At 51.7% G+C, this 24,462-nt stretch carries 23 protein-coding genes; 13 read left to right on the top strand and 10 right to left on the bottom strand.

Annotation, left to right across the window (positions count from 1 at the left end; genetic code table 11):
* Window positions 1-61: 61 nt before the first annotated feature.
* The 6 genes from oppB to M2406_RS07695 all read left to right on the top strand — a co-directional run bounded on the left by oppB (window position 62) and on the right by M2406_RS07695 (window position 6,827).
* Window positions 62-982: an oligopeptide ABC transporter permease OppB gene (gene oppB, locus M2406_RS07720; RefSeq protein WP_012145426.1), complete on the top strand. Its 921-nt coding sequence runs from the start codon at window positions 62-64 to the stop codon at window positions 980-982.
* Window positions 983-996: 14 nt separating this feature from the next.
* Window positions 997-1,905, top strand: a complete 909-nt coding sequence (gene oppC, locus M2406_RS07715; RefSeq protein ID WP_012145425.1) for an oligopeptide ABC transporter permease OppC — start codon at window positions 997-999, stop codon at window positions 1,903-1,905.
* 11 nt (window positions 1,906-1,916) lie between these two features.
* The gene (locus tag M2406_RS07710) at window positions 1,917-2,933 is read left to right on the top strand and encodes an ABC transporter ATP-binding protein (protein WP_012145424.1); all 1,017 of its coding nucleotides are present in this window, start codon (window positions 1,917-1,919) and stop codon (window positions 2,931-2,933) included.
* On the top strand, window positions 2,930-3,931 hold the full coding sequence (gene oppF / locus M2406_RS07705; RefSeq protein WP_012145423.1) for a murein tripeptide/oligopeptide ABC transporter ATP binding protein OppF: 1,002 nt from the start codon (window positions 2,930-2,932) through the stop codon (window positions 3,929-3,931). The genes M2406_RS07710 and oppF overlap by 4 nt, the downstream gene beginning before the upstream one ends.
* A gap of 284 nt (window positions 3,932-4,215) precedes the next feature.
* Entirely contained in the window at window positions 4,216-5,613 is a 1,398-nt protein-coding gene (locus tag M2406_RS07700; protein ID WP_259189536.1) for an NAD(P)/FAD-dependent oxidoreductase, read from the top strand.
* The gene (locus tag M2406_RS07695) at window positions 5,610-6,827 is read left to right on the top strand and encodes an NAD(P)/FAD-dependent oxidoreductase (protein WP_259189535.1); all 1,218 of its coding nucleotides are present in this window, start codon (window positions 5,610-5,612) and stop codon (window positions 6,825-6,827) included. The genes M2406_RS07700 and M2406_RS07695 overlap by 4 nt, the downstream gene beginning before the upstream one ends.
* Window positions 6,828-6,898: 71 nt before the next feature.
* On the opposite strand, the gene M2406_RS07690 is transcribed toward M2406_RS07695, so the two are convergent.
* From M2406_RS07690 to M2406_RS07680, 3 genes are all read right to left on the bottom strand, one after another.
* Window positions 6,899-7,255 carry a DUF1937 family protein gene (locus tag M2406_RS07690; protein WP_026142399.1) on the bottom strand — a complete coding sequence of 119 codons (357 nt, stop codon included), beginning with the start codon at window positions 7,253-7,255 and terminating at the stop codon, window positions 6,899-6,901.
* A gap of 68 nt (window positions 7,256-7,323) precedes the next feature.
* Window positions 7,324-8,571 (bottom strand): ethanolamine utilization protein EutH, encoded by a 1,248-nt coding sequence (eutH, locus tag M2406_RS07685; RefSeq protein WP_112362452.1) that lies wholly within the window; start codon window positions 8,569-8,571, stop codon window positions 7,324-7,326.
* Between the two features lie 24 nt (window positions 8,572-8,595).
* A complete protein-coding gene (locus M2406_RS07680) occupies window positions 8,596-10,038 on the bottom strand; it encodes a glycerol kinase (protein WP_012145418.1) in 1,443 nt (480 codons plus the stop codon).
* Between the two features lie 301 nt (window positions 10,039-10,339).
* On the opposite strand from M2406_RS07680, the gene M2406_RS07675 reads away from it, so the two are divergent.
* A complete protein-coding gene (locus M2406_RS07675) occupies window positions 10,340-11,104 on the top strand; it encodes a DeoR/GlpR family DNA-binding transcription regulator (RefSeq protein WP_012145417.1) in 765 nt (254 codons plus the stop codon).
* Window positions 11,105-11,168: 64 nt separating this feature from the next.
* On the opposite strand, the gene M2406_RS07670 is transcribed toward M2406_RS07675, so the two are convergent.
* Together M2406_RS07670 and cls are read right to left on the bottom strand one after the other, a co-directional pair.
* On the bottom strand, window positions 11,169-11,492 hold the full coding sequence (locus tag M2406_RS07670; RefSeq protein WP_004945300.1) for an HI1450 family dsDNA-mimic protein: 324 nt from the start codon (window positions 11,490-11,492) through the stop codon (window positions 11,169-11,171).
* A gap of 255 nt (window positions 11,493-11,747) precedes the next feature.
* Complete coding sequence (gene cls / locus M2406_RS07665) at window positions 11,748-13,208, bottom strand: cardiolipin synthase (RefSeq protein ID WP_012145416.1); 1,461 nt, start codon at window positions 13,206-13,208, stop codon at window positions 11,748-11,750.
* 252 nt (window positions 13,209-13,460) lie between these two features.
* Between cls and M2406_RS07660 the strand changes: the two genes are divergently transcribed.
* Window positions 13,461-13,637: a YciY family protein gene (locus M2406_RS07660; RefSeq protein ID WP_071593055.1), complete on the top strand. Its 177-nt coding sequence runs from the start codon at window positions 13,461-13,463 to the stop codon at window positions 13,635-13,637.
* Window positions 13,638-13,683: 46 nt separating this feature from the next.
* Here M2406_RS07660 and M2406_RS07655 read toward each other — a convergent pair whose 3' ends face one another.
* Together M2406_RS07655 and M2406_RS07650 are read right to left on the bottom strand one after the other, a co-directional pair.
* A complete protein-coding gene (locus tag M2406_RS07655) occupies window positions 13,684-14,175 on the bottom strand; it encodes a Dps family protein (RefSeq protein WP_012145415.1) in 492 nt (163 codons plus the stop codon).
* A gap of 196 nt (window positions 14,176-14,371) precedes the next feature.
* Window positions 14,372-15,844, bottom strand: coding sequence for an MFS transporter (locus M2406_RS07650; protein ID WP_259189531.1), 1,473 nt, complete (start codon window positions 15,842-15,844; stop codon window positions 14,372-14,374).
* A 122-nt stretch (window positions 15,845-15,966) separates the two neighbouring features.
* Between M2406_RS07650 and M2406_RS07645 the strand changes: the two genes are divergently transcribed.
* On the top strand, window positions 15,967-16,512 hold the full coding sequence (locus tag M2406_RS07645) for a TetR/AcrR family transcriptional regulator (protein ID WP_259189530.1): 546 nt from the start codon (window positions 15,967-15,969) through the stop codon (window positions 16,510-16,512).
* 161 nt (window positions 16,513-16,673) lie between these two features.
* On the opposite strand, the gene M2406_RS07640 is transcribed toward M2406_RS07645, so the two are convergent.
* Window positions 16,674-18,563 carry a glycoside hydrolase family 55 protein gene (locus M2406_RS07640; RefSeq protein WP_259189529.1) on the bottom strand — a complete coding sequence of 630 codons (1,890 nt, stop codon included), beginning with the start codon at window positions 18,561-18,563 and terminating at the stop codon, window positions 16,674-16,676.
* 167 nt (window positions 18,564-18,730) lie between these two features.
* Complete coding sequence (locus tag M2406_RS07635) at window positions 18,731-19,027, bottom strand: YciI family protein (RefSeq protein WP_259189527.1); 297 nt, start codon at window positions 19,025-19,027, stop codon at window positions 18,731-18,733.
* A gap of 181 nt (window positions 19,028-19,208) precedes the next feature.
* Here M2406_RS07635 and M2406_RS07630 point away from each other — a divergent pair, with 181 nt between their 5' ends.
* The 4 genes from M2406_RS07630 to M2406_RS07615 all read left to right on the top strand — a co-directional run bounded on the left by M2406_RS07630 (window position 19,209) and on the right by M2406_RS07615 (window position 23,357).
* On the top strand, window positions 19,209-19,862 hold the full coding sequence (locus tag M2406_RS07630; protein WP_017893038.1) for an epoxyqueuosine reductase QueH: 654 nt from the start codon (window positions 19,209-19,211) through the stop codon (window positions 19,860-19,862).
* A gap of 237 nt (window positions 19,863-20,099) precedes the next feature.
* Complete coding sequence (tonB, locus tag M2406_RS07625; RefSeq protein ID WP_259189526.1) at window positions 20,100-20,846, top strand: TonB system transport protein TonB; 747 nt, start codon at window positions 20,100-20,102, stop codon at window positions 20,844-20,846.
* 328 nt (window positions 20,847-21,174) lie between these two features.
* A complete protein-coding gene (gene tsgA / locus M2406_RS07620) occupies window positions 21,175-22,392 on the top strand; it encodes an MFS transporter TsgA (RefSeq protein WP_259189525.1) in 1,218 nt (405 codons plus the stop codon).
* Window positions 22,389-23,357, top strand: a complete 969-nt coding sequence (locus M2406_RS07615; RefSeq protein WP_259189524.1) for a nucleoside hydrolase — start codon at window positions 22,389-22,391, stop codon at window positions 23,355-23,357. Before tsgA ends, M2406_RS07615 begins: the two co-directional genes overlap by 4 nt.
* Before the next feature lie 18 nt (window positions 23,358-23,375).
* Here M2406_RS07615 and M2406_RS07610 read toward each other — a convergent pair whose 3' ends face one another.
* Complete coding sequence (locus M2406_RS07610) at window positions 23,376-24,401, bottom strand: LacI family DNA-binding transcriptional regulator (protein WP_259189523.1); 1,026 nt, start codon at window positions 24,399-24,401, stop codon at window positions 23,376-23,378.
* Window positions 24,402-24,462: the final 61 nt, after the last annotated feature.

Below are 24,462 nucleotides of genomic sequence, written 5' to 3'. Positions count from 1 at the left end.
AACCGCCGGCCCATGTTGAGAATAATAAGCCGTTATCAGGCTGCAGCACAGGGTTAGGGCAATGCTTAAATTTATATTTCGTCGCTTGTTAGAAGCGATCCCGACACTATTTATCCTTATTACCATCTCATTCTTTATGATGCGTCTGGCTCCCGGTAGCCCATTTACCGGTGAGCGCGCGTTGCCACCGGAAGTCATGGCTAATATCGAGGCCAAATATCATTTGAACGATCCGATCTGGAAGCAGTACGGCCATTATTTGGCGCAACTGTCGCAAGGCGATTTCGGCCCGTCGTTCAAATACAAGGATTACTCGGTTAACGATCTGGTCGCCGCTTCATTCCCGGTATCCGCCAAGCTTGGCCTTGCCGCATTCTTGTTGGCGGTAGTGCTGGGGGTTAGCGCCGGGGTAGTGGCTGCACTGAATCAAAATACCAAATGGGATTATACGGTGATGGGCTTTGCCATGACCGGGGTAGTGATACCCAGTTTCGTGGTGGCGCCGTTACTGGTGTTGATTTTCGCCATCACGCTGAAATGGTTACCAGGCGGTGGTTGGAACGGTGGCGCACCGAAGTTTATTATCTTGCCGATGGTGGCGTTGTCACTGGCTTATATCGCCAGTATCGCCCGTATTACGCGTGGCTCGATGATTGAAGTGCTGCACTCAAACTTTATCCGCACCGCCCGTGCCAAAGGGTTGCCGATGCGTCGCATCATTTTCCGCCATGCGCTCAAACCGGCGTTATTGCCCGTGCTTTCCTATATGGGCCCGGCGTTTGTCGGCATCATCACCGGTTCTATGGTGATCGAAACCATCTACGGCCTGCCGGGTATTGGCCAGCTGTTTGTTAATGGTGCGCTGAACCGCGATTATTCTTTGGTATTGAGCCTGACCATTCTGGTGGGTGGCCTGACCATTTTGTTTAACGCGATCGTCGACGTGCTGTACGCCGTTATCGATCCAAAAATCCGTTATTAAGCTGGAGCACGCAAATGATGTTGACGAAAAAGAACAGCGAGGCTCTGGAGAACTTCAGCGAAAAGCTTGAAGTGGAAGGGCGCAGCCTGTGGCAGGATGCCCGTCGCCGCTTTGTGCACAACCGTGCGGCAGTCAGCAGCCTGTTTGTGCTGGCGCTGATTACCCTGTTTGTGATTGTAGCCCCCTGGCTGTCACAGTTTGCCTATGACGATACCGATTGGGCGATGATGTCGGCAGCACCGGCCTTTGACGCGGGGCACTACTTCGGGACCGATTCCTCCGGGCGTGATTTGCTGGTACGTGTAGCGATTGGCGGACGTATCTCGTTGATGGTCGGCGTTTCCGCTGCGCTGGTGGCGGTGATTGTCGGCACCCTTTACGGCGCAATGTCCGGCTACCTGGGCGGTAAAATTGACTCGGTAATGATGCGTCTGCTGGAGATCCTCAACTCCTTCCCGTTTATGTTCTTCGTGATCCTGCTGGTGACCTTCTTTGGTCAAAACATTCTGCTGATCTTTGTGGCGATCGGCATGGTGTCCTGGCTGGACATGGCGCGTATTGTGCGTGGACAGACCCTGAGCCTGAAACGCAAAGAGTTCATTGAAGCGGCGTTGGTATGCGGGGTTTCCAGCCGCAATATCGTACTGCGTCACATCGTGCCGAACGTGCTCGGCGTGGTGGTGGTATACGCTTCATTACTGGTGCCGAGCATGATCCTGTTCGAATCCTTCCTCAGTTTCCTGGGGTTGGGTACTCAGGAGCCGTTAAGCAGTTGGGGTGCATTGCTGAGCGATGGTGCCAACTCGATGGAAGTTTCACCGTGGTTGCTGCTGTTCCCGGCGGGTTTCCTGGTTGTTACTCTGTTTTGTTTCAACTTTATCGGCGATGGTCTGCGTGACGCCCTCGACCCGAAAGATCGTTAAGGAGTGCAATCATGAGCACCATTGAAAATCCGCAGTTGCAAACCGGTACCGGTGTTAAATCACCGCTGTTACTGGATGTTAAAGATCTGCGCGTGACCTTCGGCACTCCGGACGGTGATGTGACGGCCGTTAACGATCTTAACTTTGACCTGCGCGCCGGCGAAACGCTGGGGATCGTGGGTGAATCTGGCTCCGGTAAATCCCAGACCGCTTTCGCACTGATGGGGCTGTTGGCCAGCAATGGCCGCATTGGCGGCTCGGCCAAATTTAACGGCCGCGAAATCCTCAACCTGCCGGAAAAACAGCTCAACAAGCTGCGGGCAGAAGAGATTTCGATGATCTTCCAGGACCCAATGACTTCGCTCAACCCTTATATGCGCGTTGGCGAGCAGTTGATGGAAGTGCTGATGCAGCACAAGAAAATGAGCAAAAGCGAAGCCTTTGAAGAGTCGGTTCGCATGCTCGATGCGGTTAAAATGCCGGAAGCGCGTAAGCGCATGCGTATGTACCCGCATGAGTTTTCCGGCGGTATGCGCCAGCGTGTAATGATTGCCATGGCGCTGCTGTGCCGGCCCAAACTGCTGATTGCCGATGAGCCGACCACCGCACTGGACGTGACGGTTCAGGCGCAGATTATGACGTTGCTCAATGAGCTAAAGCGCGAGTTCAATACGGCCATCATCATGATCACTCACGACCTGGGGGTGGTGGCCGGTATCTGTAACAAAGTGCTGGTGATGTACGCCGGGCGGACCATGGAATACGGCAGCGCGCGTGACGTGTTCTATCATCCGAGCCATCCTTACTCCATCGGTTTGCTGAATGCGGTACCGCGTCTGGACGCCGAAGGTGAGGCGCTGATGACCATTCCAGGTAACCCGCCGAACCTGCTGCGTCTACCGAAAGGCTGCCCGTTCCAGCCGCGTTGTGCGTACGCGATGCCACAATGTTCGAGCGCTCCGCCATTGGAGCAGTTTGGTGAAGGGCGCTTGCGTGCCTGCTTTAAACCGGTGGAGGCGTTGGTATGAGTACGGTAACCGACAAGAAAGTGTTGCTTGAAGTGGCCGATTTGAAAGTGCACTTCGACATTCATGATGACAAACAGTGGTTCTGGCAGCCGCCGAAAACCCTGAAGGCCGTTGACGGCGTGACGCTGCGCCTGTTCGAAGGGGAAACTCTGGGCGTGGTGGGTGAGTCTGGTTGTGGTAAGTCCACCTTCGCCCGCGCCATTATCGGTTTGGTGAAGGCCACCAGCGGGCGCGTTGCCTGGTTGGGTAAAGACTTGCTCGGTATGAGTGACGTTGACTGGCGTAAAACCCGTAGCGATATCCAGATGATCTTCCAGGATCCGCTGGCTTCGCTGAACCCGCGCATGACCATCGGTGAAATCATTGCCGAGCCACTGCGCACCTATTACCCAAAAATGCCGCGTCAGGAAGTGAAGGACAAGGTCAAGGCGATGATGCTGAAGGTTGGCCTGCTGCCAAACCTGATCAACCGCTATCCACATGAGTTCTCTGGCGGTCAGTGTCAGCGCATCGGCATTGCCCGTGCCCTGATCCTGGAGCCGAAGCTGGTGATTTGCGATGAACCGGTTTCGGCACTGGACGTGTCGATTCAGGCTCAGGTGGTGAACCTGTTGCAGCAACTGCAGCGCGAAATGGGCCTGTCGCTGATATTTATCGCCCATGACCTGGCGGTGGTAAAACACATCTCTGACCGTGTGCTGGTGATGTATTTGGGCCATGCGGTGGAGCTGGGCACCTATGACGAGGTGTATCACAATCCTCAGCACCCTTATACCAAAGCGCTGATGTCTGCGGTGCCAATCCCGGATCCGGATAAGGAAAAGGACAAACAGATCCAACTGCTGGAAGGGGAACTGCCTTCGCCAATTAACCCGCCATCCGGCTGCGTGTTCCGCACTCGTTGTCCGATTGCCGGGCCGGAATGCGCCAAGACGCGTCCACTGCTGGAAGGCAGCTTCCGCCATGCGGTTTCTTGTCTGAAGGTCGATCCGCTGTAAACGGCCACTTCAATCCGTTGTGTCGCCTAATTCAGGGTTTATGGTCATCATGAACCCTTTTTTTATAATCCCACATCACAAAACCAACAAAACCACATTTTTAATAGTGGTCTACAGCACTGTTGTTTTTAGATTAAAAAAACAATTCACTGATTATAAGGAAATTAATTGCATTTTTGTGTTGACTGAGTTTTTTCTTTAGCGTTGCTTGGTGTGGTTTTGGTGTTGTAATTACCGTTTTTGTGTGGTTTTATTATCACATGTTTCGTGGTGAGATAACGCGTATGACACAGCTGAGTGAAAATGTTGATGTGGTAGTTATTGGTGGTGGCGTGGTGGGGTGCGCCGTTTTCCGGCGTTTCACCCTTATGGGGGCGAAAACGCTATTGCTGGAGCGGGGCGGTGATATCTTGTCGGGCGCCAGCAAGGCTAACAGCGCCATTTTGCATACGGGCTTCGATGCACCTACAGGAAGCCTGGAGTTACAATGCATGCAGGCTGGCTACGAAGAATATTTGGCGATCCGGGAAAAGATGAATCTCCCGCTGTTGCAGACCACGGCTATTGTGGTGGCCTGGAATGAAGAACAGCTTGCCGCTCTGCCTGGCATTGTGAAGCAAGCGCATGAAAATGGGGTGACTGACGTGGAGCAAATTTCAGCCGCTGATGTTTACCTGCGCGAGCCAAAATTGGCCGAGGGGGTGCTGGGGGGCGTATTTGTCCCCGGCGAATATGTCATCGACCCCTGGAGCGCGCCGCTCGCTTATGTCACACAGGGCGTGATGCATGGCGGAGAATATCGTTTCAATTGCGAAGTGACCAATGCGACGCAGGATGAGCAAGGCTGGTTATTAAACACCCGTCAGGGCAGTGTGAGAACCAGGCTGGTGATTAACTGTGCAGGCAACCATGGCGATTTGATCGATGGCCTGTGGCGTACGCCGGACTATGAGATCCGCCCACGCAAAGGGCAGTTTCTGGTCTATGACAAAGCGGCGGCCGCAGATATCAATGCCATTATCTTGCCGGTACCGACAGCCACCACCAAAGGCGTTCTGCTGTGTCGGACTATCTTCGGCAATATGATTTTGGGTCCCACGGCCGAGGAAAAAACCGATCGTGACCGTGCGGATGTGGATGAGGCGGTGCTTAAAGGGCTGATTGAAAAAGGCAGCCAAATGTTGCCGACGTTGGGCCAATATACCGTTACCGCCACCTATGCTGGCCTTCGCCCAGCAACGGAAAAGAAAGAGTATCGAATTTATCATTACCCTCAGGATAATTGGGTCAGCGTAGGTGGCATTCGGTCCACCGGGCTGACTGCCGCGTTGGGCATTGCCGCCCATGTGGAAGATCTTTACCGCAACCATTTCAGCGAGCTGTTTCCAACCCAACCGCCAGCCGAGGTACAGTGGCCGGTGATGCCGATGTTGTCTGACTACCAACCGCGCGATTATGCCTGTTCGGGCAATGGCGGCATCATTTGTCATTGCGAATTGGTTACGCGACGCGAGCTGGAGGCGGCTTTCCACTCGGCGGTACCGCCTGAATGTATCGGGGGTCTGCGTCGCCGCACACGCGTCATGATGGGACGTTGTAACGGTTTTTTCTGTAGTAATCAGGTTGCCGAAATTGCGGGCGACCGTCTGGATAATACGCTGGTCGTCGGGAGGGTAGAATGAGTCGATTATACGACGTCATTATTATTGGCGCAGGGCCTGCCGGTTTGGCCGCCGCCCGGACTTTATGGGACGAGGGAGTAAACCGCGTTCTGTTGTTGGAAAGAGAAAAGGAGGCGGGTGGTGTACCGCGCCATTGTCGCCACCCAACCTTCGGTATGCAGACCTTCCACCGACCGATGAAAGGACATATTTGGGCCAAGCGGATATTGAGCCTGGTGCAAAAAAATTGTGAAATCAGAACCGGCACCACGGTGGTGAATATCAAACCAGGTGGTGAAGTGACGGTCTCCAGCGACCGGGGGCTTGAAACCCTGGTAGGTAAACGCGTCATTATTGCCACCGGTGTGCGCGAAACGCCACGCCACGCCAGACTGGTTAGCGGCGTCAGGCCGCAGGGGGTGCTGACCGCGGGGGCATTGCAGCAGTTTATCTATTTGAAAAAACTAAAGCCGGGTATTCAACCGGTGATCATAGGGTCTGAATTAGTCAGTTTTTCCACTATCTGGACGTTACGCAATGCGGGTATTAAAGCCCTGGCGCTGATTGATGAAAACCCCCGGCCAACTGCGTTTCGTCTGGCAGCAATATATGCCCGCCTTATGGGGGTGAAACTCCACCTGGGGGCGCATATTACCCAGATCAATGGCCGTGAACGGGTAGAAAGTATCGAATTTACCGCCGCAGACGGCAGTGCGCAGCAACTGGCCTGCGACAGTATTATCTTTACCGGCCGTTTTACCGGCGAGTATGCGCTGATTCGTAACAGCCACCTGGCCTACGAGCCAGAGAGTGGCCGTCCATGGTTCGATCAACATGGCCGTTGTTCTGACCGCGATTATTATGTGGTGGGCAATATGACTCATCCCGCTGATATGGGCGATCAGTGTTACCTGGAGGGGTTACGCGTAGGTCGGTTGGTTGCACAATCGCTACTACGGCAAGGTGCGCAGCCTTTTAATATTCCAGTTCAATTGGATGAGGTATTCCGTATTGCTGCACCCAATGTTATCTCCGTCTCGCCAGAGGCCCCGGATCGCGTCACATTGAACGTGCGTGTTAACCGCTATCATAAAGGCGAAATCATCGTGAGTGATGGTGAAAAGGAACTTTACCGTGGTAAACACCGTTGCTTGCCTGAACGTCGTATTCTTCTGAAAAATATCGATATTTCTGGCTTAACATCGGACAGCCAAATAAGGGTTATCGCCCGCTAGGCTTTCTTTACTCGGCCCATCGAAAAGCCTGCAAATTTGCAGGCTTATTTTTTTGGTCGTATTACAGAGAGTTATTTAAATTCGTGCTCAACTTCTGACCACAGGCTTACTCGTTGATTGCGAGATTGATAGAACTCAATCTCTCGCTTGATGCCTGCACTGTTATCCCAGCCGGCAAGATCCAAAATAACCAACTCTTCCATCAAATCTAAAAACAGGGCGTCAACGGGAGCCCACATTTTACCAATCTCTGCCTTATCGGTCTTTGCCAACTGCAAATTAATCGGGTGCGACATGGTTACCTGACTGAAAACCGCATGGCCCGCCTCGATGATGTTGGCAGCGACTTTGTTACAAGCCAGGAAACGCTCCTGGACTACATTCTCATCGGCATGGCTGTAGGGGCAGGCAAGGAATATCTTACGCATGGTGACCTCATAGACTTAAAATAAAGCTGCGCCTTGGGAAGGCACAGCAAGGGAATAAAATAGGGGGATTAAATGGTTTGAGGGACGGCCGGTCGATCGTTTTGTACCGCGTCCTCTTCAACCTGATCGCGCTTTTCCATACGTTGCGCTTCCGGTACGGAAATGAAGATAGCGATGGCTACGGCAATGGCGCCGGCAAGAAATTTTCCGACCATAATTGGCAGGACCAGGGTCGGCTGGAAGTTAGCGGTAAAGGCCAAATGGTCACCTAATGTGGCCTGGGCACAGATACCAAAAGCCACGCATAACACTTTGTCGCGGGCTCGCATATCTTTGAACAGGTGATAGACGGCGATGATATTTGCCAGCACCATGACCATGCCAATGGCTCCAGCGTCGGTAAGCCGAAGTTGACGGCCAATGAACTTCATCGGGCGCTGACAATATTTTTGGAACAGGTAACAAATCGGGAAGGTACCTGCCAGCATGATGCCGATATAACCGGCAATCTCAATGGCCCGATAAAGCTCTTTTTCGTCGGCGAAGAGGGGATCGAATACCCAACCGCCAAAGATTTTGCTAAACACGCCGGTGAAGTGCTGAATAATGCAGGCGGCCAGCACCATCTTGATAAAGGCATCCATAATTTTGCCAAAGAACAGGAAGCATTTAACCATCCACAAGGTTCGGTACTTCAGCCCCAATGCCAGCAGAATACAAAAAACAAACAGGGGCGAAAGCAGTTGCAAGGCATTGAAAAAGTCGATGCTCAGGTAATGGTTGGCGGGTGAAGATGTGGAGATTATGTCCCTCACAGGAATATTATTGAAGGTGATGATCGTCAATGAAATCAATACCCCAAACGGGATGCTGATCAAGCCTGCCATGGCGCCCAGGGCCAGATATTTGTGGTCTTTGGGTTGTAACATCACCAGACCGACCGGGATCAAATAAACGATGCTGGCACCCGAGGTGTAGCCAATCAGCATCGCGGTGATCCATTGATCCCGGTTTGCGGCAATGGCGTCCGCCAACTGGTAGCCCCCCATATCAACGGCGATAATGGAAAGGGCGGCAATGGACGCATCCGATCCCATTGATTGGAACAGTGGGCCGACGGTGTAGGTAATGGCGTAAGAGAGGATCGGGATCGCCGCCATAATACCGGCTTGTGCCAGAAATACGGGGCCAATCGAGTGGATACCATTGACGAACTCCTTGCCTAAACCGCTTTCGGGTTTTATCACCGATGCCATGGCACCGAGCAGGGTTCCGGCCATAATGATATAGATAATGATGTTGCCAATCTCAGACATAACTGCCTCCATTTTTCTTATTATTTATTCGCTACGCAGATTGCGGGAACGGGAAATAATGTCCTTATATTTTGCAAAATAAGGGGACAGATCGCGTTCTGCAGGTTCAGTAGTAACGTGTTGTGTGCTGACGTTCATGGGGTGGGCATTACCTAACCCCTTGCGCGCCAATAAAGCGACGCCCTGGGCGGTAATTTCCCGGTTTGACGGAGTGACGATGCGTTTTTGGATCAGGCTGGCCAGAAACTGTTTAAAGTAGAGATTTGCCGATAGGCCACCGTCCACAGAAATGGTGTCGCCAATGGGGCGAACTTTGTCCATGGCGTAGATCACCTCGGCTGAGCGCATGGCGATCCCTTCAAGAATGGATTGCAGCATATCTTTGCGTTCGGTTTCGAGCGACAACCCGGCCCAGAGACCCGCAGCGGAGCGATCCCAATATGGGCAGCCCAACCCGGAGAGAGCAGGGATAAATGCCAATCCACGAGCAATAGCCGGTTGATCCGGGAAGTCTGAGAACTCCTCGATATCACTGTACAAGCCGATCTTTTTGGCCCAGTTGATGGCTGATGCCGCGTTATAGACGCCGCCATCCAGGCCATAGAGCGGGGGTTCACCCGGTAATTTCCAACATAGCGTCGGCAATAGACCCGAACCCTGCGCATCGGGCACCACGGTACCGGTAATAGACTGCAAAAATGCGCCAGTACCGAAAGTGATTTTCATCTGGCCGGGTTGCAGGCAGCCATGGCCATAGGTACCGGCGAATTGATCGACGATGCAGGCGGTCAATGGCGTGGTATTGCCAGAGCAAGTCACATCGCCAAAGTGGCCGATATTATCCCGAATTTCTGGCAATGCGGCGATTGGAACACCAAAAATCCGGCACAGTTCCTCATCCCATTGCAGGGTGTGAATATTGAACAGCGAAGTCCTGGAGGCTGAGTTGTAGTCCGTGACATGAGTGCCGCACAGATGGAACATGAAAAAACTGTCCATGGTGCCAAGCCGTAACTGACCGCGGCGGGAAAGCTCGTCGGCACCGGGCACATTGCGCATAATCCAACCCAGCTTACTGCCTGAGAAATAGGTATCCAGTGGCAAGCCGGTTTTTGCTCGAACGGTTTCTTCTACACCTTCTGCTCGCAGCCGGCGGAGAACGGATTCAGTTCGCTGGTCTTGCCAAATAATGGCGTTATATAGCGGTAAACCGCTCTGCGCATCCCAGGCAACAACGCTCTCTCCCTGATGAGCCAAACCCATAGCATCAACAACGCCACACTGGCTGAGACAGGTTCGTATGTTGCGCAGGATCTCCATCGGGTCATGTTCAACCCAACCCGGATTGGGCGTTAGCTGTTTATGCGCGATGGCGGCGGGGGAAAAGTGTTTCCCATCCTCGCCGAACACCACGACGCGTGTTCCGGTTGTTCCTTGGTCAATGGCTGCATAGCGTTGGTTCAGCATAAAGCCCTCAGGTCTATTTGTGGTTTAGATGTTGTCATTGTGCCCGTTTATATTACTTATTATCATTAAAGCACATTAAATCAACATTAAAATCACAACATTCGATTTAATTGTGACCAATATCGCGGTTTTTACTGATGGCAGTGTGGTTATGATGTGGTTGTTGCTGTGTTTTTGTGTGTGAAAGTTCAATAGGCTGTTGCTTCATGGTTGGAGTTGGTGAACAATTGCCAACTAAGCAATGAAAAACCCTTAAATCCACAATTTTTATCATGTTAAATGCAGCGAGATGGGTTAGAAGATGGATTATTCAAACGCACTAGAACGCAGAAACATCATTCTCGAAAAGTTGAAAACTAACGGGCAAGTCTTCGTCAATGAACTGGCTGATGATTTTAATGTTTCGCAGGAGACCATCCGCAGAGATCTCAATAAGCTTGAAGAACTCAAACACATCAAGAAAATCCATGGCGGGGCAGTCATCGCTCAGTTTGGGTTTGAGCTGGAGTTTAATCAGCGAGCCAGATTGGCTGAGGATGACAAAAAGGCCATAGCCGTTAAAGCTGCCGAATTGATCAAGCCCGGTGACTCACTGTTTATCGATTTTGGTACCACAACCTTAGAATTTGCCAAACAGATTGCCGGCATTAACCAGCTTACCGTTATCACCAATTCGCCGGTTATTGCCAACCTGTTTCATGAAAATACGACGATTGACCTGATTTTGATCGGCGGGCAATTTGGTCTGTCAAAAATGGAATGCATTGGGCCGGTGGCATTGCAGGGCATCAGCGCTTTCTATGCGGATTATGCGGTTATCGGTGCGGGTGCGGTGAGCCCTAAGGCCGGGGTGATGGATCAGGATTTGAACGAAGCGGCGATCGCTCGTCAGATGATCAAAAACAGCAACAAAACCATTGTTCTCGCCGATGGACATAAGCTGAATAACCATGCGACGGGCCTGGTCGCAGATTTAAAAGATATTTCGTGGTTGGTGACCAGCGATCCGGAGAAGAAATTGAAGAACCTGGTTTTCCCGGCCAATCTCCAGGTGATCGTCGCCTGACGGCAAAGGTAAATAACCATGCCGGTCAACGTGACCGGCATGGTTTATATTGATGTACGTGCTGTTACTCTTTCCACAGAATGTGGCAAAGCTTGTGGTCTTTCTCACGGCACAGTAACACGCGGGCAAACACGTCATTGATCGGTTCGCCATCGCTGTCCGCCAGGCCAATCACCACTTCGGCGAAAAAGTCCGGGTTCAGGTCAAAGTCCACATGTTCTGACCAGTCTTCCGCCGGGTCATACAGTTCTGCGCCGCCGCGCTCCTCAAACTGCAGGTTGAACAGCAGAATATCCGCCGGATCCAGATTGTCGCCGGCCAACTCCAAAAAGATGTCGTAAGCCTGTTCCAGCGTTTCGTCTTCAGTAAGGCGGTTATTCAAATCCATAATTAAATCCCGATAACAAATGATTCCTCATTATACCCTATGAATTTCAAGTTGCAGCTAGGCGACCAGCTCATTCATCCTCAGGCGCTTACTTAAATAAGTAACTGGGGGTGACAAATCTGCCGGGAGCCGATTTGAACGCTGCTTGCAGCGGCCCCGAAGGGGGGTGGCCCATGGACGGGCCACATAACCGAGTGCAGGTAACAACGCTGCAACTTGAAAGGCGACGGGTATGAAGCATGCCCGTTACGGCGTTTATAACAGCGGGCTGAAAAAGTAGAACAGGCGCTCAACAATACGGTGCCAAAAAGGCCGTTTCTGCCACTCTGCGGCATTCAATAACTGCGAGCGAGCAATATAGTCGTCCTGCACGCAGGCCAGATCGCTACCGAAACCGTCATCGTCAATCACCAGGGTAATTTCAAAGTTCAACCACAGGCTGCGCATATCCAGATTCACCGTGCCGACCAGGCTGAGCTGGCCATCAACCAGTACGCTTTTGGTATGCAGCAGGCCGTCTTCAAACTGATAGATGCGTACGCCAGCCTCCAGAAGCTCGGAGAAGAAAGAGCGACTGGCCCAACGCACCATCGTTGAATCGTTATCGCGTGGGACAATGATGCTGACTTCAACCCCGCGCAGGGCGGCGGTGCAAATCGCATGCAGTAAATCGTCGCTGGGTACGAAGTAGGGGGTGGTCATGATCAACTGTTCACGTGCTGAGTAAACCGCAGTCAGCAACGCCTGGTGGATCATTTCTTCCGGGAACCCGGGGCCAGAGGCGATAACCTGAATAGTGTGGCCGCTTTCCTGTTCGAACGGCATGATATTGACGTCCGGCGGCGGCGGCAGGATCCGTTTACCGGTTTCAATCTCCCAGTCACAGGCATAAACGATGCCCATGGTACTGGCGACCGGGCCTTCCATACGGGCCATCAAATCGATCCACTGACCGACCCCGGCATCCTGTTTGAAATAGCGTGGGTCGACCATGTTCATACTGCCGGTGTAGGCAATATAGTTGTCAATCAGCACCACTTTACGGTGCTGACGCAAATCCATTCGGCGCAGGAAAACGCGGAACAGGTTTACCTTGAGCGCCTCCACCACCTCGATACCGGCATTGCGCATCATGCCAGGATAGGGGCTGCGGAAGAACTGCAAACTACCGGCAGAGTCCAGCATCAGGCGGCAATGTACGCCACGGCGTGCAGCGGCCATCAGCGATTCGGCTACCTGATCGACCAACCCGCCGGGCTGCCAAATGTAAAACACCATCTCTATATTATGGCGTGCCAGCTCAATATCACGGATCAGCGCCTTCAGCGTTGCATCGGTAGTGGTGAGTAACTGGAGTTGGTTGCCCTTAACGCCATCGATGCCCTGACGGCGATCGCAGAGTTGGAACAGGGGTCTGGCGACCTCGCTGTAATCGGTGGCGAAGATGCGCTGGCTCTCTTTTAACTCGCTCAGCCAGCGTGCGGTAGAAGGCCACATGGCCTTGGCGCGTTCGGCACGGCGTTTGCCCAGATGTAATTCACCAAAAGATAAATAAGCCACAATACCGAACAGCGGCAGAATATAGATCACCAGCAGCCAGGCCATAGCGGAAGGTACGGCGCGGCGTTTCATCAGAATACGCAGTGTTACACCAGCGATAAGCAGCCAGTAACCGAACACCATGAGCCAACTGATTACGGTATAAAATGTTGTCATAAAGGCGAAAAATCCCGTTCGCAAACCACCAACGATGAGTGTACGCACAGAACGCTAAAGGGGAAACCTTTTCTCGGCGCTTATGTTGCAAAAATATGATTGGCTTAAGGCACTTGCTGTAAACAAAAAAACATTTTGGCGCGGAAGGCGCGTCGCCCAGCCGGATTAAAATACGCTGAACTGTGGCTTGGATCCTGTAATGAAAGGACTATAATGCCCGCCGTTGGCATTTGACGAATGAGTGACAAAACGATGAGACGCAGTAGAAATGAGGTGGGCCGCTGGCGGATGCTGCGGCAGAGTCAGCGCCGCAGGCATCGCTGGTTGGAACGCCAGTCTTGCAGCAATCGGCATATTATTCGGGTGCGTCGTCGCCTGGATGACCAGCACCGGCGTTCATTGCTGTTTGTGGTGGCCTACGAGTGGTAAAACAAAAACAGTCCCCAAGGGGACTGTTTTGTTAGCTGGGTTGTGATTATTTCCCCAGATAGGCGTTAAGCATCCAAACCTGTTTTTCCTGCTCTTTGATGTAGTCGCTCATCAGTGAAGCCGTACCTTCATCCCCCGCATCGGCGGCCAGCGTCAACAACTCGCGCTGCTGTTGCAGCAGCACCGAATAGCCGTGCAGCAAACCACCCAACGTGCCTTTATCGTCGGTGACATTAGTGTCTTCCTTGATATCAGACGTTTTCAGATAATCGCTGAACGCATGGCGCGGCTGCGAGCCCAGAGTCAGAATACGCTCTGCCAGCTCATCAACCTTGGTCAGCAGATCGTTATAGGTTTCTTCAAATTTGACGTGCAGTTCAAAGAAATGCGGGCCGGAAATATTCCAGTGGTAGCCGCGCACGTTCATATACAGCACCTGATAATTTGCCAACAGCGCATTCAACGCTTCCGAGAGTTTTGCCGATTGTTTACTGTCCAGGCCGATATGGTTTTTCGCTGCTTTCTTCGTCGTTGCCATAATAATCTTCTCCTGATTATTTGATTCGATGATTTACACAATATCCATAACAAACACAGTAACCGGATTTATCGCAGGGTTAAAGACGATCAAAAGCATCAATGCAATTGCTGAAACCGATAACGATAAATCCGACAAGCAAATTGCCCATTCAGTGTAAGCAGAATGCGTTAACAACAACAGCGGCTTGGTATCATTACTTGCGTAAGACCAATTTTGCCACGCCGGCGCTTAGCGCCATCAGTAATGCTGCTGCAATCAACACCGCGATAAATGCTCGGTCGAAAGCCAGCCGAGCCAGTTTTCTCAGTTGTTCAGCCTGTTCGACAGCCAGATTGGCAGCCAGCCGCAGGGCTTCATCAATGCTGTCGTAAGCGACATCGCCCACCGGCAGATTGTCGGGTAACACCAGGCTGTGGCTATAGATGGCGGTCATCAATCCACCCAGCAAGGTAATACCGAGCACGCCACCCAGCTCATAGGACACATCCTCGATCGAGGCAGCCATACCGGATTTTTCTTCCGGAGCGTTGAGCATGATGGCGGTTGACGCGGCGGTAATGGCACCACCGATGCCAAAACCGGCGATAAACAGACAAACCAACTGCGACATCAGGTTGTTCTGGTAAAGCAGAGCCAGCCCGGCAATGCCCAGGCCGGTCAGGAACAATCCACCGAATATCATGTTGCGCTCGCCGTAACGCGGCAACAGTAAACCGGCCAGCGGACCGGCCAGTGCGGAGGCCACCGGGATCGGCAGAATAAACAGCGCGGCCTGTAATGGACTCAGCTCAAGCACCAGTTGCAGGCGTTGAGTCAGTACCAGTTCAACACCGACTAGCGCAACCATCGACACCAGAGCCACGCCGACGCCGCCGGCAAACAGCCGATTCTGAAATAGTGAGAAGTCGATCATCGGGTAGCGGGCCTGACGCTGTCGACGAACAAACAGCCAGAGCGACAAAATGCCAATGGCGGCGGCGATTGCCAGCGCAGAAATGGAGGGCGTTGTTTTGCTCAGCTCCTTCAGGGCATAGATGCCACCCACCAGACCGGCCATGATCTGCACTGACCCGATGATATCGTAAGGGCGTTTATTTTCCCCACCGCAGTGCGGTATCAATCGCCAGGCCAGCGGCAGCACCACCATGACGACAGGGACGTTGATCAAAAATACCGATCCCCACCAGAAATACTCCAGCAACACTCCACCGACCACCGGGCCGATAGCGGCACCACCGGACGCGACTGCGGCCCAAATGCCAATCGCCAGGGCGCGTTCACGTTCGTCGGTAAACACATGGCGGACAATGGACAGGGTTGCCGGCATCATCATCGCCGCACCTACCGCAAGAAATACGCGGGCGGCGATCAGCCATTGGGCTGAAGGAGAAAAGGCGGCACAAAGGGAGGCGACGGCAAACACCGGCAATCCGGCCATAAACAGCCGTTTATGACCAATGCGATCGCTCAGCATGCCCGCACCGGGCAGTAAACCGGCGACCACTAGCGGGTAGGCATTCACAATCCATAATTTTTGTGAGGCGCTGGCATCCAGCGCCTGGGTCAGCCGTGGCAATGCGGTGTATAGCACCGTCATATCGATAATGATCAAAAATAGCGCGCTGGAGATCATTGCCAGGATCAACCAGCGGTTGTTTGCGTGCATAATATTATTCCAAAAAAGCAGGCGACGCGGATGCGTTGCCATAAGGTCACCACCCGAACGCGCCGGGTGGTATACTGGCGTAATATATATCCATACGTATGTATTGAAAAGAGGGTTTCTCAATGGGACGTCAACGGAGCATCGATCGCGACAAGGTTCTGGATATGGCCGAGGAGATTGTCGCCAGGCAGGGTGCCGCCGGTTTGACCATTGATTCTGTCGCCAAGGCGATGGGGATTTCCAAGGGCGGGGTGCAGTATTGCTTTGGTACTAAAGACGCGTTGATTGATGCGATGTTCGAGCGTTGGGGTAAAGCCTATGACCAGGTTTTCGATGCCATTGCCGGGGAAAGTCCCTCGGCCACAACAACGGTGCAGGCGCATATGCAGGCCACCCAAAGTTCCGATCAGGCATCCAGCGCCAAGGCCGCAGGGCTGATGGCGACCCTGATCCAAACGCCAGAGCATTTGGAAAGTACGCGCGAGTGGTACCGCAGCCGGATCGCCGGTCTGGATTTAACCACCGAGGAAGGCAAGCGGGCGCGGTTGGCCTTTCTGGCTACCGAAGGGGCATTTATGTTGCGTTTCTTTGGCCTGATGGAGATTAACCAGCCGGAATGGGATGCCATGTTCGCGGATATGCAGACGCTGATTCTGGCGAAAAAATAGTTCACCTATCACAGCGATAGCTGGCGGACCGGCAAGCGAAGAGAGTAAGTTTAACGGACAAGATATTCCCTCGAAGAACCCTTTAGCCAGCCACTCCGTGCTGGCTTTTTTTTGCATGAAAAAGCCGCAGTGATCTGCGGCTGTTGTTAGTGTCGAACTCTTTAGACCTGACGCATATAAACATCCGTAATGCGCAGGTCGAAGTTGCTTTTCATTTTTGTGGTATCAACCAGTAAGAACGCATGAGTCGCCCAATCTGGAGCCCGTTCAAATGATGGTGGCTGGGTGACATAGCCCTGCATTTGTCCAGGAATGACCACGGTTTTCAATTCGGATTCTAATCCGCTGAAATTAAAGGTGTATGAGTGGCCGGTTTGTTGCATTAGTATTTTTGGCTCAACATCCTGCTGAGCACCAAACTCGCTCAGTTTTGCCCAAACAATTTTAACCTGGCAGCTTTGACCATCGCCTGCGAATGTATTGGCTCGGAGGTGATGAATGACACTGCCGTAGCCTTTCAGTTTTATGGTTCCTAACACGGCCTGAAATACACCGTCTCCGGCGCTTACATTACGCCCCAGGGAGACAAAGTTGGCCTGTCGGATCATACTGAAATTGGTACTGGCTGCGGTTCCCCAGCCGTAACGTGATTTGCGTACGGTATTAACGCCTCCTGGCGGTAATATCCAAACTTCCTCGGTCCATTTCTCATTCCCGGTACCGCTGGTATAGGTTGAGCCATCGAGCCAGTTGTCCTGCACCGTTGCATCGGTACGTACTTGCGACAACAAATAAGGCCAGGCGATCGGCAGTTGCGTATCATGCAATGATACTGAACCGTTACCATCAATCCAGCCGCTAACGTTTGCATCGCCACCTTGCTGCATCTGACCAATATTGACTTTTTCAAACACGACTCGTGCCAGGTTGCCAAAGTAGAAAGGGTTACAGGTAGTCGGATAGGTCGATGGGCTGCCACCAGCTTTAAAGGTGAATATGCCGCCAATAAAGTTAACTTTACAGCTTTTATCATCTGGGATGTTGACGATGTAATTTTGGGGGCCGTAACCCTCAAAGTGGCAATCGCGGAAAGTGTGTTGACCGCCTTCGATATGAATATATTTTCCCAGTCTGTCTGCCGACGTTTGAGGCCCACTTTTCCCGTAGATATAGTCGAAGGAACAATTGAAGAAGTAGCTGTAGCCCCCTTGCAAGTTAACGCCACAGTTACTTTGCGCAAAGACACAGCTGTGGAAGTTCATCTCTTCACCGGAGTCTGAGGTATTGTTTGGGAAGAAATAGCAAGTGTCGCAATGGTTGAAAGTGAAACCGTACATGCGCAGGAAATAGAAATTAGTGGTACCTGTTATGCCGCAGGAGAACCCCTCGATGCCACCGCCGGTGAACGTCAGCGAGTTACGTGGGTAGCTGCCTGAAAGCGATGTGGAGAATGCCATTCCATCAATAAACGAGTCAGCGCCAGGGCCGATCATTCGCAGATTTTTAGCACTAAGATTACCTTGGGCGTAACCGGCATTATTTTTCCAGTCGATGGCAGCCTTGTGAAGTTCTGCAGTGCCAGGTGTCATTGCTGTGAAATCCAGTAATGCACCGGAAAAATCAAAATCGACGGTTTTGGTATCAAAGGTTAGTTTTGTCATACATTTGAAACGACCATTTCCAAAAATAAGATTGCCGTTTTTCAACACTCGTGCACCGCTGGTGGTTGCCCGCGAACTGGCGTAATCATGAGCTTTTTGGATCGCATCGGTATCGTCAGCAATACCGTCGCCTTTCGCGCCGTACATATAAGGCGAGACGGTGCCCGCTACTTCTAATACGCGCAGCCACACCCACGACGCATTAGGGCGAATAAACATGCCACCGTCGTCTGCTGGTGTCGATTGCGCTTTTGCGACAAAAACACCGCCTCCAGTAGGTTGAAGATTACTGGTGCTCCAGTCGTCATTATAGGCGGTTACGGTGATCAGCTCACCGGCAGCGGTAGGAATAGTCGTTCTTAATGTTGCGATATTAGGGCAGGTGTTCATTATTTAGATCCTCATAGTTTTCAATGACTGTATGTGTGTACAGTCATTTTAGTCTATGAGTACGTCGGCTAATTCACCATAGCATGCGGTTGTGCCATGGAACGCTAAACATGGCGTATATCGGCAAACACCCCACGGCGACAGAGGCCAATGGGGTGCAATTGAAATCAGAACACCTGTTTAAAAGGTTTTACCGTCACGTCAGCATAAACGCCGGCGGTAACGTAGGGATCCTGCTCGGCCCAGGCTTGGGCGTCTGCCAGTGAGGCGAATTCCGCAATCACCGTAGAACCGCTAAAACCGGCACTGCCTGGGTCGTTGCTGTCGATGGCAGGATTGGGACCGGCCACCACCAGACGGCCTTCATCACGCAGTGCCTGCAGGCGTGCCAGGTGGGCCGGGCGTACCGACAGGCGATTTTCCAATGAATTGGGTACGTCTTGTGCGTAGATCAGATAAAGCATGTTTCACCTTTAAAATCATTGCTATAGAACGGTAAATGTAAAGTAGCGCAAAAGGGGATACATGGGAATGCCTGCCCGTTGGATTTTGCCTGCGGCTGGCGCTTATGCCTTGAAGCGACTAGCTTTTATTCGTATAGTGCGGCCGCGCGATTTAATGAGACAAGGATTCAGAGGTGAGGAAATGACGGAACTGGTTAGAGATAAACTCGACTTGCCTGAAGGCAAAAGCAAACTGCTGCTGCACTCTTGCTGTGCGCCTTGTTCCGGTGAGGTGATGGAAGCTATTCAGGCTTCTGGTATCGAATACGCCATTTTCTTCTATAACCCGAACATTCATCCGCAAAAAGAATATCTGCTGCGCAAGGATGAGAACATCCGCTTTGCCGAGCAGCACGGCGTGCCTATTATCGACGCCGATTATGATACCGATAATTGGTTTGCTCGCGCCAAAGGAATGGAGCACGAACCTGAGCGCGGGATCCGTTGCACCATGTGTTTCGACATGCGTTTTGAACGCACTGCGCTGTACGCGCATGAGCATGGCTACGACACCATATCCAGTTCGCTGGGAATTTCACGCTGGAAGAATATGCAGCAAATCACCGACTGCGGCGTGCGCGCAGCGGAAAAATACCCTGATCTGGAGTATTGGGATTACAACTGGCGCAAAAAGGGCGGTGCATCGCGGATGATTGAGATCAGCAAGCGCGAACGCTTTTATCAGCAGGAATACTGTGGCTGCGTCTATTCGCTGCGTGACAGCAACCTGCATCGCAAGGCGCAGGGCCGGCCGCTGATCAAACTGGGCGTGCTGTATTACGGCGATGAAGAGTAACGCTGCATTGGTGACGAATGACCCGCTACGGCGGGTTTTTTATTTTCGGCGGCGGTAAATCAGGTTAATGAAGCGTGTAAAAGCCTAAGTTAAAAGGCAAATGAAAGGTTAATATCCCCATGAGTTTGCAGGTTTTAGCGATGAATAATGACGATTAGAGCGATAGTTTGCCATTCGTTATTGAATATGATTGCTATTTGCATTTAAACTTGGCGAACCAGAGGAAACAGAATCATTATGCCGCTAAAAAAGATGTTCCTTAATCGTCGTTTGTCCGTGCCAATTATCCTGTCTGTTGGCTTACATAGCGCCCTGGTGGCGGGTCTGCTCTATGCTTCTGTCAAGGAAGTGATGGAGTTGCCTAAACCTGAAGATGCGCCGATCAGCGTCATGATGATCAATACCGCCGCGATGGCAGAGCCGCCTCCGCCTGCACCGGCCGAACCTGAGCCAGAGCCACAGGTAGAGCCGGAACCCGAGCCGGAACCGGAACCGCTCCCAGAGCCACCGCCGAAGGCGATACTGAAGCCGGAGTCGGTAAAACCCAAGCCGAAGCCAAAACCGAAGCCGAAGGTCGAAAAAACGGTTAAGCGTGAACCGCAGAAAGCCGAACCGCGTGAGCCGTCGCCGTTTGAAAATAACCAACCGGCCAAGCCTATCGATAAGGCCCCGGTGAAGCAGGGGCCGGCAGCACCGATTCAGGGCAATTCACGAGATGTGGGGCCGAAACCGATCAGCCGTGCCGATCCGATTTATCCACCGCGTGCCAGAGCGTTGCAGATTGAAGGCAATGTGCGGGTGCAGTTTGATATCGACAGTGATGGTCGTGTGAGTAACGTGCGTATCCTGTCTGCGGAGCCGCGCAATATGTTTGAGCGTGAGGTGAAACAGGCATTACGCAAGTGGCGTTATGAAGCCAAAGAAGCGAAAGATCGTACCGTAAACATTCGCTTTAAAATTAATGGCACCACGGAAATGAACTGACACTGAGATGGTTTTTTTATAACGAAGAGGGTCGCCATGCGACCCTTTTTGCTGTCTGCGACCCGGTAAAACATCGTCTTCGCTTTGAAATTTTGTTGGAAATAAAAGAGTGTAACGATAAACCTTTAGTTGATTCGCCCCTGGCCTAATGAATAAAAACCCTATCCTGGGGCTAATTCTCTGGATTTACCTCAAAAAAATACGATCCCCATCCCACTTGTTGTATTAATAACAGCCTTCTGAACGAATTGTGAACCCGATCACTTCAATAAAAAGGTGCATAAAACAAAATAAATTGGTGTAACGTTAAACCTTTTCGGGGAAAGCTATGAGTTCTTACAAAGCAAGTTTACTGTCAGTCTCATTTATGACCTACATGGTGATGGCCGGACTCCTCACTCAAATAGGCATTGTCATTAGTCCGATGTCTCAATACCTGGATATCAGTATTACGGACGCCGCGGCCATGTTCTCGTACCTGACCGGCGGTACTCTCCTGGGGACATTCATCTCGATGGTGGTGTATTCCCGATTTGAGATCCGTCACATTTTGCGAGCCACCTATGCAATTTTTCTGATTGTTATGGCCGCATTGGTCTTTCTTGAGGTCAAAAATCCGTTCGTCGTCTCGTTTTATCTGTTTGTTTTGGGAGCCTGCTGCGGTACCGGTTTGTCAGGCGGCGCTGTACTGATCTCCAAAGTTTTTGATGAAAACAAACGCGCTTCCGCTTTTATCGCCACCGACTGTGCATTTAGCGCCTCAGGTTTTATTTTTCCATCGGTGGCGACAATGATCATCGCTGCAAACATGCAATGGACCAATGCTTACGGATTGGTCGGCATTATTGCCGCACTGGTGTTTATCAGCACCTTTGTTTTGCAATACCCGAAAGGGGATTTGGCGGAAAACACGAGAGGTGAAGCCAACGCCAGCGCTTCCGGATTTAACTTCAAACAGATTATGACCCCCAGAGTGATTCTGATGGGGCTAGCGCTGGGTATCTATCTGTTCGCCCAAAGCACTTTCCTGACCTGGTCGCCCAGCTACCTGCAGCAGGCGTTTGGTTTATCTTCGACGGATTCCGGTGCGGCAGTGCGAAATTATTGGGGGCCATCCGTGTTTGGCTTAATCGCCGCCGCCATATTAGTGAATAAGATCCCCGCGAGGGTCATGTTGGTGACGGTCTCTGTCATCGCCATTGTCGTAACCTTCTACTTAAGCATGACCCATAGCCCGAAAGTCTTTTTGACCGCCACCCTGGGGTTCGGTTTCCTGACCTCGTGTGTCTATAAATTAGGGATTTCTGTTGGCTCTCAGCAGGTTAAAAACTCACCCGCGGTGCTCGTCACCTTCTTGCTGACGTGCGGAACCCTTGGCAGCACCATTTCGCCGGCCTTGTCTGCCGCCATGGTTGCGCGGTTCGGGGTTGCCAGTGCGATGGTCATGACCGCCCTGGGTTTTACTGCCGTATGCGTTTGCGTTGTCGCCTGCCTGATCCTTGAGAAGGTTGAAAATTCCAAATCCACAAAGGAAATATACTTATGAAGAGAAAAGTCATTTTTGATACGGATCCCGGTATTGATGACACTATGGCGATGCTATTGGCGCATGCCAGTGACCAGATCGAGCTGGTGGGCATTACCACGGTTTTTGGCAATGCGACCATTGAGAATGCCACAAGAAACGCCCTGTATATAAAGCAGCGGTTTGGCCTGACTGCTGATGTCGCCGTGGGCGCGGATACGCCTTTGGTGGTAGCGGCGGGTGAGGCGACCACTTTCGTTCACGGCGAAAATGGTTTGGGGGATATAGATATCCCCGCGGGGGATTACCAGGGTATTGATAAGCGAGCGGCACATGACTACATCATCGATAGCGTAAAAGCGCATCCCGGTGAAATCACGCTGATTGCCGTCGGCAGGTTGACCAATCTTGCCCTGGCGGTTGAAAAGGATCCCGGTATCGCCAGCCTGGTTAAAGAGGTGATTATTATGGGCGGGGCATTTGGCCATAACGGTCATACGGGCAATGTTACCCCTTTTGCCGAGGCCAATATCATCGGTGATCCGCATGCAGCCGATAGGGTGATGACCACCGACTGGCCGGTTACCGTCGTCGGGCTGGATGTCACTCAGCAAACGGTGATGAGCAGCGAATATATTGAGCGGTTGCGCATCAATTCAGCCCGCTACGGTGAGTTCATTTACCAGATCACGCGTTTTTACGCTGATTTTCATAAGAGGGAGATCGGCATGGATGGATTCTATGTACATGACTCCTCGGCCATTGCCTATGCCATTGCGCCCGAGTTGTTTGAGGTAAAAGTCGGTGCTGTACGGGTGATTACCGTGGGGCCGGCCATCGGGCATACCCTGCTTAAGGAAGGGGCGAAACCTTACCCTATCGATGAGTGGAGTGGCAAACCTCAGCAACGGGTCTGTGTTCAGGTTGACCATCGGGGCGTGCTTGATCTCTATATGGCGACCATGGCGGAGAGGGTTACCGCTTAGACTACGCGTTTTTGATGGTCATTTGCCAAAATCGGTGGGTTCACTGACTGAGCACCTGACAACCAGGCTGGGCGTGGCGGATATTATTGCTTTACTGCCTGGGGTGGACATTTTCATGCTCAACCCTTCCAGCGCCTGGTAAGCAATGTCGTCCAAAGGAATTCTGACCGTGGTGAGTGACGGGAAAGACAATTTGGACATTTCTATATCATCATAGCCAATGACCGAGAGTTCTCTGGGTATTTTCAAACCTAACTCATTCGCTGCATTTTGTACGCCAATGGCCATTAAATCGTTATGACAGATAATGGCCGTTGGCAACGCCACGGAGGAAAATAGTTGATACATGGCATCAACGCCACTCTGATAGGTGTAATTCCCTTCGATAAAATCGACTGAGTCTTCCGGCAGATTAAAATCTGCAAGTGCCTTTTTCAAACCCGCTATGCGATTCACCGTGGTTTTCAACGCTTTTGGGCCGGTAACGCAGGCAATTTTTTTGTGCCCTTTGGACAGCAAAAACCTGCCGGCTATGTAGCCGCCGGTCTCATTGTGTAAATTGAATTCCGTACCGCCGCACAGGCTCATTACATCACCGATATCGAAAGCGATGGCAACGACGGGGACCGCATGGATATGTTTGATTACGTTATCGATTTTATCGCGCTTTAACGAGATAAGGATGATTCCGTCAACGCGACCCGACATCAGATTAATGTAGGTGTGTAAATCCTCTTTATCTTTATGGCGGAAGCAGGAGATAACGGTAAAGTCTTGCTTGAAGCACTCATTTTCCAGCTTGAAGAATAACTCGGAGAAAAAGGGATTTTGGTCAACGATGGAAATGATGCCAATGCTTCTCAGGCTCGCAGAGCTTTTCTTCAGTGAGGCGGCCAGGGCATTGTGTCGGTAGCCGGTAGCTTGAATAGCCTCCAGAATGTTATGCCGGGTATCATCTTTGAGCTTTTTTTTATTATTAATAAAATTCGATACTGTCGTTACAGAGACACCGGCATGAAGTGCAACGTCTTTAAGGGTAGCCATTCTCTACTTATAACCTCAGTTTTATGTCACAAGATGGATTGATAGTGCGCATCCCTTAACA

The sequence above is a fragment of the Serratia sp. BIGb0163 genome, from assembly GCF_024809935.1.
GTDB classification, from domain to species: domain Bacteria; phylum Pseudomonadota; class Gammaproteobacteria; order Enterobacterales; family Enterobacteriaceae; genus Serratia; species Serratia quinivorans.
This window is presented reverse-complemented; position numbering and strand designations above follow the sequence as displayed.